Genomic DNA, 10,839 nt, shown 5'->3' with positions numbered 1-10,839 from the left:
CCGCGGCCCGGCAACCTCAACGCAGGTAATCGCTCCGCGCCATCGCTTCACCCAGGTAATCCAGGAACGAGCTGATCCGCGCCGACACTGCGGTGTTGCGGTAGTACACCGCATGGATCGGCTGGTACACATCCAGCGTCTGTGCCGCCAGCACCGGCACCAGGGTACCGGCGGCGCGGTCGCGGTCGGTCACGAAGTCGGACAGGCAGGTGATGCCCACCCCTTCCACCGCCAACCGGCGCAACGTCTCGCCGCTGGAAACGGCGATGTCCGGGCGCACCCGCAGCAGGCCATCGGCATCGCCCGGCAGCGGCCAGTGATTCAGCGATTCCGGCTCGTTGAAACCGAGCAGGGTGTGGTGGCCCAGCGCCGCCACGCTGGCCGGTTCGCCATGCGCGGCCAGGTAGGCCGGGCTGGCGACCAGACGCAGCTGGCAGCGGCCCAGTGGTCGTGCATGCAGAGTGGAATCGGCCAGCGGACCGATCCGGATCGCCAGGTCGGTGCGCCGTTCCAGCAGGTCGATGTAGCGCTCGGAGCTGTTCAACTCCAGCTGTACTTCCGGATAGCGCGCACGATAGCCGGCCACCAGCGGCGCGATCACATGCAGCACGAACGGCATCGCCGCATCCACGCGCAGGCGTCCGGCCGGGCGTTCGCGGCGCGCCGCCATCTGTTCCTCGGCCGACTCCACCGCGTCGATGATCGCCCGGGCATGGCGCAGGTAAGCCTCGCCCTCGGCCGTCAGGTTCAGGCGGCGCGTGGTGCGGGTCAGCAGGGTGGTGCCCAGCTTGTCCTCCAGCCGCCCCAGCGCACGGCTGACGCCGGAAGGCGTCTGCCCCAGCTGCTCGGCCGCGGCGCTGATCGAACCGCTGTCGATCACCGCCAGGAACGCCTGCATTTCATCGAGGGTGGTTTTCATGGCGCCATTATTGACCACGAGGCAAGAGTGATTGGCGTGAAGACGGGTTTTTAGGCAAAGGTGCGCCGCGCACACTGCGCGCCTTCCTTCCCTCTGGAGCCTGCCATGATCCGTGGCATTCCCCTCGCCCTGCTGGCCCTGACCCTCGGTGCCTTCGCCATCGGCACCACCGAGTTCGTCATCGTCGGCCTGATTCCGACCATCGCCGCCGACCTGCAGGTCAGCCTGCCCTCCGCCGGCCTGCTGGTGTCGCTGTACGCGCTGGGCGTAGCGATCGGCGCACCGGTGCTGACCGCGCTGACCGGCCGCGTGCCGCGCAAGACCCTGCTGGTGGCGCTGATGGTGCTGTTCACCGTCGGCAACATCATCGCGTTCATGGCACCGGGCTACACCTCGCTGATCGCTGCACGCATCCTTACCGGCCTCGCCCACGGCGTGTTCTTCTCGATCGGTTCGATCATCGCCACCGCGGTGGTACCGAAGGAGAAGGCGGCCAGTGCCATCGCCATCATGTTCACCGGGCTGACCGTGGCGCTGGTGACGGGCGTGCCGCTGGGCACCTTCATCGGCCAGCACCTGGGCTGGCGTGCCACCTTCCTGGCCGTGGCCGGGCTCGGTGTGATCGCACTGCTGGGCGCGCTGCTGTTCGTGCCGCGCAGCGTGCCGCAGAGCGCCCCATCCAGCTTCCGCCAGCAGATGGCGGTGCTGGCCCAGCCGCGCCTGCTGCTGGTCTATGCGATGACCACGCTGGGTTATGGCGGCACCTTCCTGGCCTTCACCTACCTGGCACCGATCCTGCAGGACGTCACTGGTTTCTCGGCCAACGCGGTCAGCCTGGTGCTGCTGGTGTACGGCGTGTCGGTGGCCATCGGCAACCTGTGGGGCGGGCGCATGGCCGACCGCATGGGCCCGGTGCCCGCGCTGAAGCGCATCTTCGCCCTGCTGGCGGTCGTACTGTTCATGCTCACCTTCACCGCCTACAACATCTGGCTGATGCTGCTGACGGTCCTGGCGCTGGGCGCGGTGGCATTCGGCAACGTGCCCGGCCTGCAGGTGTACGTGGTGAAGCAGGCGCAGCGCTACGCACCGCAGGCCAGCGACGTGGCCTCGGGCCTGAACATCGCCGCCTTCAACATCGGCATCGCCCTCGGCGCCTCGCTGGGTGGCCTGGTGGTGGAGCACATCGGCCTGATGCATACGCCGTGGCTGGGTGCGCTGGTGGTGGTGGGTGCCTATGCGCTGACCGTGCTCAGCGGCCGCCTGGACCGTCGTGATGGCATCGATGTTCGTGCCGAAGGCATTGCCGCCACTGCGCATTGATTCATGCAATGCACCGTTGCCGGCATGCATACGGTGCCTGTCCTACCCTCTTCCCTCTGCTACTCCCTTCCCCCGCTGGAGCTTTCCATGACTGTCCCCGCTTTCGGTCTCGGCACCTTCCGCCTCAAAGACCAGACCGTGATCGACTCGGTGCGCAACGCGCTGGAAGTCGGCTACCGCGCCATCGATACCGCACAGATCTACGGCAATGAAGCCGAAGTCGGCCAGGCCATCGCCGAGTCCGGCGTGCCGCGTGATGATCTGTACCTCACCACCAAGGTGTGGATCTCCGAGTTCAAGCACGATGCACTGCTGGCCAGCCTGCGTACCAGCCTCGAGAAGCTGCGCACCGACCACGTTGACCTGGCGCTGATCCACTGGCCGTCACCGAATGACAAGGTCGATGTACCGATGGAGGAATACCTGCCGGCGCTGGCCGAAGCCAAGGCGCAGGGGCTGACCAAGGCGATCGGCATCTCCAACTTCACCATCGCCCAGACCCGCAAGGCCATCGAGATCCTCGGCGCCGATGCCATCGCCACCAACCAGATCGAGATCCACCCGTACCTGCAGAACCGCCTGCTGGTGAAGTTCCTGCAGGACAACGGCATCCACATCACCGCCTACATGAGTCTGGCTTATGGCGAAGTGCTGAAGGACCCGGTGATCCAGGCCATTGCCGGCCGTCACCAGGCTACGCCGGCGCAGGTTGCGCTGGCCTGGGCGCTGCAGCAGGGATTCTCGGTGATCCCGTCCTCGACCAAGCGCGAAAACCTGGCGGCCAACCTGGAAGCGGCGGCCGTGCGCCTGACCGACGAAGACATGGCACAGATCGCCAAGCTGGATCGTGGGCACCGCCTGGCCAATCCGGAAGGGATTGCCCCGGCCTGGGATTGATCAGGAGCCGCCGGGCWTGGCCCGGCGCTACCGGATCACCGTGGGTAGCGCCGGGCCATGCCCGGCGGATCCATCAGTGCTGCAGCAACCACCCACGCATCGCCGTACTCACTTCGTCCGGTTTCTCCATCGGGGCCAGGTGCCCGCAATCGGGCACCACCACCAGCTGCGAGTGCGGCACCAGGGCGTGCATCTCCTCGCTCACTGCCAGTGGCGTGATGCGGTCGTTGGCCCCGCAGATGATCAGCAGCGGATCGCGGTAGCCAGCCAGCACGTCGTGGCCATCGCGGCGTTCCAGCGCACTCTGGCGCAGGAACACTTCCGCGCCCAGGCGTGCGGTCATGTCGCGCACGCGCTGCACCAGCACGTAGTCGTCCAGCCGCGAGGCATCGATATAGCTGCGCATCAGCACATCACCGAAGCCATGGAATTTCCCCGGCAGGCGTACGCTGGCGCGCTGGCTGCGGCGCTGCTCGGCGCGTTCGGGTGAGTCGGCGTGGATCGAGGTGTCGATCAGCGCCAGCTGCAGCACGCGCTCCGGGGCGATGCGCAGGATCTGCTGGGCGACGAAGCCACCCAATGAGAAACCGGCCAGGGCGAAGCGCTCCGGCGCCTGCGCCAGCACGTCCTCAGCCACCGCCTGCAGGGTCTCACCACGGGTCTGGTCGCCCACGGTGCAATCGGCGATGTCGGCCAGATCGGCCAACTGTGCGCGCCACAGCTCGGCGTCGTTGAGCAGGCCGGGCAGCAGCAACAGGGGGATACGGTGGGTCATGGGGGTATTGTCGCGCTGGTGCGGTGGCAAGAACACGCCGTGGCTGGCCCTGTGCGTTGCGGAACCGGGCCGGCAGCGCAGCGGCACGCTAGGATGCAGCCCTCGACCCTACCCGTTCCAAGGATGCGACCATGGCAGACCCCTACAACAGCAGCCCCACGTCCCCGCCCGCGCTGCGTTTCGACGATGCGCTGGTCACCACCGCCTTCGAGCTGCCCGGCCATCGCGTGGTGCGCAATCTGGGCGTGGTACGCGGCATCACCGTGCGCTCGCGCTCGATCGTCGGCAATTTCCTCGGCGGCATCCAGACCCTGTTCGGCGGCAACATCACCATCTACACCGAGCTGTGCGAACAGGCCCGCGAGGAAACCTACCGCGACATGGTCAAGCACGCGCGCCAGCTCGGTGCCAACGCCATCATCGGCATGCGCTACGACGCCACCGATGTGATGACCGGGCTGACCGAAGTGCTGTGCTACGGCACGGCGGTGGTGGTGGAGCCGGTGCGCTGACGTTGTAGAGCCGAACCCATGCTCGGCTCAGACGCGTCCGTGCGATGCAAGGCAGCCGAGCGTGGACTCTGCTCTACAGTGGGGTTTCAGGCACCTCGACCTGCTGCACCGGCAGGGTCACCATCATCACCGTCGGGTCGTCCGGGTCGAGTTTCGTCTTGAAACCGAGGCTCTGGCACATCGCCAGCATGGTGCTGTTCTCGCGCAGCACCTGGCCCTCGACCACAGCCAGGCCCAGCCACTTGGCGTACTCGATCATGATCGCCATCAACCGCCAGCCGATGCCGTGGCCCTTCAGGTCCGAGCGGATCAGGATGCCGTACTCGCCGCGGTGGTAATCGGCGTCGGCGTGCAGGCGCACCGCGCCGAGCATCTCGCCGCTGCGCGGTTCAATCGCCACCAGCGCAATCGAGCGCGCGTAGTCCAGCTGGGTCAGGCGCGCGATGAATTCGTGGCTGAAGTGCTTCACCGACTGGAAGAAGCGCAGCCGCAGGTCCTCGTCGCTGACACGGGCGAAGAACGCACGGAACAGCGCGTCGTCTTCCGGACGCACCGGACGCACGAACGCGCGCCCGCCATCGGACAGCTCGATGGTGCGCTCCCACTCCTTCGGGTACGGGAACACCGAGAAGCGCGGATGGCCACGCCCCTTGTGCAGGATGCGCGACGGTGCCACCGCCACGCGTGCGTCCAGGGCGAGAATGCCCTTGCTGTCGACCAGCAGAGGGTTGATGTCCAGCGTGCGCACTTCGGGAATGTCGGCGGCCAGTTGTGCCAGCTTCACCAGCGCCAGTGCCAGTGCGCGTTCGTCGGCAGCGGGCACATCACCGTAGGCCTTGAGGATGCGCGAGGCGCGGGTCTGGCCGATAAGCTCATGGGCCAGGCGCAGGTCCAGCGGCGGCAACGCCAGCGCCTTGTCGTTGATTACTTCGACCGCAGTGCCGCCGCGACCGACCACGATGACCGGGCCGAAGGTCGCGTCATCGGCAATGCCGACGATCAGTTCGCGCGCCTTCGGGCGGACGATGGTCGGCTGCACCAGCAGGCCGTCGATGCGCGCGTCCGGTCGCAGCTGCCGCGCACGCGAGAGGATCGCGTTGGCTGCGCTCTGCACTGCCGGCAGCGTCGCAAGGTTCAGGCGCACGCCATCCACTTCCGACTTGTGCGGAATGTCCGGTGACAGGATCTTCAGTGCCACGCTGGCACCACGCTCCAGCAACGGCTGCGCCAGGTCCATCGCTTCGTGCGCATCGCGCGCGTGCATCACCGGCGCGGAGAGAATGCCGTATGCCTTGAGCAGCTCATGCGTGGCCAGCGGATCCAGCCACTGCTGGCCGTTGGCCAGCGCGGCGTCGACCAGCGCGCGTGCCGCGGCCGCGTCGACACTGAAGTCCTGCGGCAGGCTGGGTGGCGTTTCCATCAGCGCGCTCTGCGCCTCCCGGTAGCGCACCAGATGCTGGAAGCCGCGCACCGCTTCGGCCTCGGTCGGATAGGTCGGCACACGTGCCGCGTTGAGCGTGGCGGTGGCCTGGTCGTCATTGCCCAGCCACACCGCGAATACCGGCTTGTCGCGGTGATGGCGCGGGCGCAGTCCGAGCGTGCGGGTCAGTGCCTGTGCGGCGTCTGCGGACGAAGTGAATGCGGTCGGCACGTTGACCACCATCACCGCATCATTCTCGTTGTCGGCCAGCAGCGCTTCGATGGCGGCGGCATAGCGCTCACCATCGGCGTCGACCACGATGTCGACCGGATTGCTGCGCGACCAGCCCTGCGGCAGCACAGCGTCGAGCTTTTCGACCGTGCCGTCGGACAGGTTGGCCAGCGTGCCACGCAATGCGATCAGCTGGTCGACTGCGAGGCGACCGACGCCGCCGCCGTTGCTGAGAATCGCCAGGCGGCGACCCGGGAAGGTGCCCAACCGCCCCAGCGATTCGGCGGCGGTGAACAGTTCATCCAGCGCGCCCACGCGCAGCAGGCCGGCGCGGTTGAATGCGGCGCCGTACACATCGTCGGCGCGCGCCAGTGCCTGCACGTGGGTATCACGGCTGCCCGGCTGCACGCGTTCGGCACGACCGGACTTCACCACCACCACCGGCTTGGCACGAGCGGCGGCGCGCGCGGCCGACATGAACTTGCGCGCGTCCTTGATCTGCTCGACATACAGCAGGATGGCGCGGGTGCGGTAGTCGGTGGCGAAGTAGTCCAGCAGGTCGCCGAAGTCGACGTCCATCGTGTCGCCCAGCGAGACCACGGCGGAGAAGCCGACCGAACGGGCCACACCCCACTCCACCAGCGCCGCGGCAATGGCGGAGGATTCGGAGATCAACGCGAGGTCGCCAGCCTGCGGGAAGTGCGCGGCGATGCTGGCATTGAGCCGCGCGTGCGGTGCAATGACGCCCAGGCAGTGCGGGCCGAGGATGCGCAGGCCATGCTTGCGCGCCACCGCCTCCACCTGCGCCGACAGCGAGCCCGGGCCTTCACCCAGGTGCGCGGTGAGGATGATTGCGGCCTGCACGCCACGCTCGGCAGCGGTGCGCACCACCTGCGGCACGATTGCCGCGGGGGCGGTGATCACCACCAGGTCCGGCACCCAGTCCAGGTCCTTCAGCCGCTTCACCGTGCGGATGCCATCGATCTCGGCATGCCGCGGGTTGATCCACGCTACCTTGCCGGGGAAGCCGGTGCCGCGCAGGTTGCGCATCACTGCGCGGCCAGCTGAACGCTCTCGCGGGCTGCCGCCAATCACCGCGACCGACTGCGGACGGAACACGGACTGCAGGTGGTAGGTACTCATGCGCCTACGGTACCCAAAAAAGGGGACGGAGGGGATTAAGTCGTTTGTGGCACAAACGACTTAATCCCCTCCGTCCCCTTTTTGTTACAGCAGCGTGCCGTGCAGGATCATCGCGGCGATGCTGAAGTAGATCACCAGGCCGGTCACGTCCACCAGGGTGGCTACGAACGGGGCCGAGGCGCTGGCCGGGTCGAAGCCGAGGCGCTTGAGGATGAACGGCAGCATCGAGCCGGACAGCGAGCCGAAGGTGACGATGCCGACCAGCGCCGCGCCGATGGTGATCGCCAGCAGGATCCAGTGCTCGCCGTAGTCGTGCAGGCCGCCCAGCTGCCAGATCACGATGCGCACGATCGCCAGGCAGCCGAGGATGGCGCCCAGCACCATGCCGGTGGGGATCTCGCGGATGGCCACCTTCCACCAGTCGCGTAGGCGCAGCTCGCGCAGCGCCAGGCTGCGGATCAGCAGCGAGGTGGCCTGCGAGCCGGAGTTGCCGCCGGAACTCATGATCAGCGGAATGAACAGGGTCAGCACCACCGCGCGCGCCAGTTCGTCCTCGTAGTGCTGCATCGCGCTGGCGGTCAGCATCTCGCCCAGGAACAGCACGCTCAGCCAGCCGGCGCGCTTGCGCAGCATCTCGAAGAAGCCGATCTGCATGTACGGTTTGTCCAGTGCTTCCATGCCGCCGAACTTGTGCGCGTCCTCGGTGGATTCCTCGATCAACGCATCCAGTACGTCATCGACGGTGACGATGCCGAGCATCTGCTGCTGTGCATCGACCACCGGAATCGCCAGCAGGTCGTGGCGACGGATCAGCCGCGCCACTTCTTCCTGGTCCATCAGTGCATCCACCGTTACCGGTGGATTGACCTGGGCCACGTCCAGGATCGACTCCTCGGGCAGGCCGGTGATCAACCGGCGCATGGTCACCACCTGCTGCAGCTGCTGGCTGGCCGGGTCCAGCACGTAGATCGCGTACACCGTCTCGCGGGTGCGCTCGACCTGGCGGATGTGCTGCAGGGTCTGCGCCACGGTCCAGCTGGCGGGCACTGCCACGTACTCTGTGGTCATCAGCGCACCGGCGGTGTTCGGCGGGTAGCTGAGCAGCTTCTGGATGGCCTGGCGGGCATCGGTACCGAGCAGCGGGATCAGCCGCGCGCGTTCTTCTTCGTCCAGCTCGTGGACGATGTCGGTGGCCCGGTCATCGGCCATCAACCCAAGCAGTGCGGCGGCGCGGGCCGGCGGCAATGCGGCCACCAGCTCGCCGCTGCGGTGCAGCTCCGGCGCTTCCAGCATCTTCACCGCACGCGGCAACGGCAGCGCAGCCAGCGTTTCCGCGGCGCGCACGAGTTCCAGCGTGTTGAGGAATTCCACCGCGTCGGCGGTGTTGTAGTTCGCCAGCGGCGCGGCCAGGGCGGCGGCATCGGCCACCGGGCGCAGCAATTGCTTCTGGTTCATCGGGTTTGCCTTGTGGGGGTGCGACCTCGCGCAACGCCAACGCAGGCAAACCGTCCCGATGTCAGGCGGTGGCCATCGCTGGCGTCGAACGAGGTCGACTTCTACTGTCGCTGGACATGGGTTGGGGACTCCGGGATGCGTATGCCGACGGACGCGCCGCCAGCGGCGGGCAGTCTGGACCCGTGAGCCATGCAGGTCAACCCGGCCGCCCCGCGACGACGCCCGGCCGGTTGTTCTCGTGCGTACACAGGCCGGCGCGCATAATGGCGCGGTGGTGTTCGCCACGCTTTCTCCACCCGAACGGACGCACAGCGGGCTCCCCCGATGACCAGGTATTCCCATGCATAGCGGTGGTCTGGAACTGGCCCTGGTGCTGCTGCTGGCGGCGGTCATCGCCGTGCCGGTGTTCAAGAAGTTCGGCTTCGGCGCGGTACTGGGCTACCTGGCGGCCGGCGTGGTGCTGGGCCCGGACGGACTGGGCTTCGTGCAGGACGCCGACCGTATCCTCGGCGCCGCCGAGATCGGCGTGGTAATGCTGCTGTTCGTGATCGGACTGGAGCTGTCGCCGGCACGCCTGAAGGTGATGCGGCGCTCGGTGTTCGGTGCCGGTGCGGCGCAGGTGGCGCTGTCCGGGCTGGTGCTGGGTGGACTGCTGCTGCTCGACCACTTCCAGTGGAAGAGCGCGCTGGTGGTGGGCGTGGCGCTGGCGCTGTCATCCACCGCAGTGGGCCTGCAGCTGCTGTCCGAGCACAAGGCGATCAACAGCGACCACGGCCGGTTGGGCTTTGCCATCCTGCTGTTCCAGGACCTGATCGCGATCCCGCTGCTGGCGGCCATTCCGCTGCTGGGCGGGGTCAAGAATGAAACCCTGCGCTGGGAAGATGCGGCCGTGGCGCTGGGTGCGCTGGCAGTGGTGATCCTGTGCGGGCGGCCGGTGCTGCGCCGGGTGTTCAGCATCATTGCCCGCACCCGCAGCCCGGAAGTGTTCACCGCCACCGCGTTGCTGGTGGTGCTGGGCACCGCCTGGTTCATGCAGGAAGCCGGCCTCAGCCCCAGCCTCGGCGCCTTCCTGGCCGGCGTGCTGCTGTCCGACTCGGAGTTCCGCCACGAGCTGGAATCGCAGATCGAGCCGTTCAAGGGCCTGCTGCTCGGCCTGTTCTTCATCGCGGTGGGCATGGGCATCGACCTGGACCGCATCGCCGCCGAGCCGTGGCTGATCGCCGCGGGTGTCGGCATCCTGCTGGTGGTCAAATTCAGCCTGCTGTACGCGGTTGGCCGCGTCGCCCGGCTCAGCTCGCGGCAATCGCTGCTGCTGGGCAGCGTACTGTGGCTGGGCGGTGAGTTCGCTTTCGTGGTGTTCAACGAGGCGCAGCGCGCGCACCTGCTGGGCAACGCCAACCACGACCGGCTGGTGGCGATCGTCGGCCTGTCGATGGCGATCACGCCGCTGTTGATGATCGCGCTGCTGAAACTGCTCGGCCAGGAGAAAGCCGCACCGCGCGACCCGGCCGACGCCGACAAGGTGGCGCCGGACAACCGGCCGAAGGTACTGATCGCCGGCATGGGCCGCTTCGGCCAGGTGATCGCGCGCCTGCTGACCGCGCAGAAGGTGCCGTTCGTGGCGCTGGAGGCGAACCCGGACACCGTGGCCGACCTGCGCCGCTTCGGCAACCAGCTGTACTACGGCGACCCGACCCGGCCGGAGATGCTGCGCGCGGCCGGCGGCGAGCACATCGATGTGTTCGTGATCACCGTGGATGATCCGGAAACCAACCTGCGTGCCGTGCGCATGGTGCGCCGGCTGTACCCGGATGCCACGGTGCTGGCGCGTGCGCGCAACCGCCAGCATGCGTGGCGGTTGATGGACATGTCGGCCGAGCCGTTCCGCGAGGTGTTCGGCACCAGCCTGGAGATGAGCGGCCGCGTGCTGACCGCGCTGGGCGTTGCGCCCACTGTGGCCGAGCGCCACGTGCAGCGTTTCCGCGAGCACGATGAACAGCTGCTGCGCGACCAGTACCTGGTCTACGACGACGAGGCCGCCGTGATCCAGACTTCGCGCGATGCACGCAACGACCTGATGCACCTGTTCGAGGCCGACGCGGAAAGCGACGACAAGTAGGCGTGCCGACCAACGGTCGGCACCCACCACAGATTGCGGTAGTGGCGG

8 protein-coding genes are annotated in these 10,839 nt (G+C 67.6%); 4 read left to right on the top strand and 4 right to left on the bottom strand.

Features of this window, described 5'->3' with window-relative positions:
- Positions 1-16 precede the first annotated feature (16 nt).
- On the bottom strand, positions 17-919 hold the full coding sequence (locus D7T59_RS20805) for a LysR family transcriptional regulator (RefSeq protein ID WP_164136878.1): 903 nt from the start codon (positions 917-919) through the stop codon (positions 17-19).
- 105 nt (positions 920-1,024) lie between these two features.
- On the opposite strand from D7T59_RS20805, the gene D7T59_RS20800 reads away from it, so the two are divergent.
- Together D7T59_RS20800 and dkgB are read left to right on the top strand one after the other, a co-directional pair.
- The gene (locus D7T59_RS20800; protein WP_180853435.1) at positions 1,025-2,239 is read left to right on the top strand and encodes an MFS transporter; all 1,215 of its coding nucleotides are present in this window, start codon (positions 1,025-1,027) and stop codon (positions 2,237-2,239) included.
- 87 nt (positions 2,240-2,326) lie between these two features.
- Entirely contained in the window at positions 2,327-3,136 is an 810-nt protein-coding gene (dkgB, locus tag D7T59_RS20795) for a 2,5-didehydrogluconate reductase DkgB (RefSeq protein WP_180853436.1), read from the top strand.
- Positions 3,137-3,209: 73 nt separating this feature from the next.
- On the opposite strand, the gene D7T59_RS20790 is transcribed toward dkgB, so the two are convergent.
- The gene (locus D7T59_RS20790; protein WP_180853437.1) at positions 3,210-3,911 is read right to left on the bottom strand and encodes an alpha/beta fold hydrolase; all 702 of its coding nucleotides are present in this window, start codon (positions 3,909-3,911) and stop codon (positions 3,210-3,212) included.
- 131 nt (positions 3,912-4,042) lie between these two features.
- Between D7T59_RS20790 and D7T59_RS20785 the strand changes: the two genes are divergently transcribed.
- A complete protein-coding gene (locus D7T59_RS20785; RefSeq protein WP_010482286.1) occupies positions 4,043-4,423 on the top strand; it encodes a YbjQ family protein in 381 nt (126 codons plus the stop codon).
- 73 nt (positions 4,424-4,496) lie between these two features.
- Here D7T59_RS20785 and D7T59_RS20780 read toward each other — a convergent pair whose 3' ends face one another.
- Together D7T59_RS20780 and mgtE are read right to left on the bottom strand one after the other, a co-directional pair.
- A complete protein-coding gene (locus D7T59_RS20780; RefSeq protein ID WP_180853438.1) occupies positions 4,497-7,217 on the bottom strand; it encodes a bifunctional acetate--CoA ligase family protein/GNAT family N-acetyltransferase in 2,721 nt (906 codons plus the stop codon).
- An 84-nt stretch (positions 7,218-7,301) separates the two neighbouring features.
- Entirely contained in the window at positions 7,302-8,672 is a 1,371-nt protein-coding gene (gene mgtE, locus D7T59_RS20775) for a magnesium transporter (RefSeq protein WP_099551749.1), read from the bottom strand.
- Between the two features lie 340 nt (positions 8,673-9,012).
- Here mgtE and D7T59_RS20770 point away from each other — a divergent pair, with 340 nt between their 5' ends.
- Positions 9,013-10,791, top strand: coding sequence for a monovalent cation:proton antiporter-2 (CPA2) family protein (locus D7T59_RS20770; RefSeq protein WP_180853439.1), 1,779 nt, complete (start codon positions 9,013-9,015; stop codon positions 10,789-10,791).
- Positions 10,792-10,839 lie beyond the last annotated feature (48 nt).

Origin of the sequence: Stenotrophomonas maltophilia (genome assembly GCF_013464915.1) — a bacterium.
Lineage (GTDB): Bacteria > Pseudomonadota > Gammaproteobacteria > Xanthomonadales > Xanthomonadaceae > Stenotrophomonas > Stenotrophomonas maltophilia_AT.
Note: the sequence above shows the minus strand (reverse complement) of the source record. Positions and strands in the feature narration are given on the sequence as shown.

Excerpts from the sequence above, each read along its gene's own strand:
- D7T59_RS20805 (WP_164136878.1), bottom strand. The coding sequence starts at position 919 with ATGAAAACCACCCTCGATGAAATGCAGGCGTTCCTGGCGGTGATCGAC.
- D7T59_RS20800 (WP_180853435.1), top strand. The coding sequence starts at position 1,025 with ATGATCCGTGGCATTCCCCTCGCCCTGCTGGCCCTGACCCTCGGTGCC.
- dkgB (WP_180853436.1), top strand. The coding sequence starts at position 2,327 with ATGACTGTCCCCGCTTTCGGTCTCGGCACCTTCCGCCTCAAAGACCAG.
- D7T59_RS20790 (WP_180853437.1), bottom strand. The coding sequence starts at position 3,911 with ATGACCCACCGTATCCCCCTGTTGCTGCTGCCCGGCCTGCTCAACGAC.
- D7T59_RS20785 (WP_010482286.1), top strand. The coding sequence starts at position 4,043 with ATGGCAGACCCCTACAACAGCAGCCCCACGTCCCCGCCCGCGCTGCGT.
- D7T59_RS20780 (WP_180853438.1), bottom strand. The coding sequence starts at position 7,217 with ATGAGTACCTACCACCTGCAGTCCGTGTTCCGTCCGCAGTCGGTCGCG.
- mgtE (WP_099551749.1), bottom strand. The coding sequence starts at position 8,672 with ATGAACCAGAAGCAATTGCTGCGCCCGGTGGCCGATGCCGCCGCCCTG.
- D7T59_RS20770 (WP_180853439.1), top strand. The coding sequence starts at position 9,013 with ATGCATAGCGGTGGTCTGGAACTGGCCCTGGTGCTGCTGCTGGCGGCG.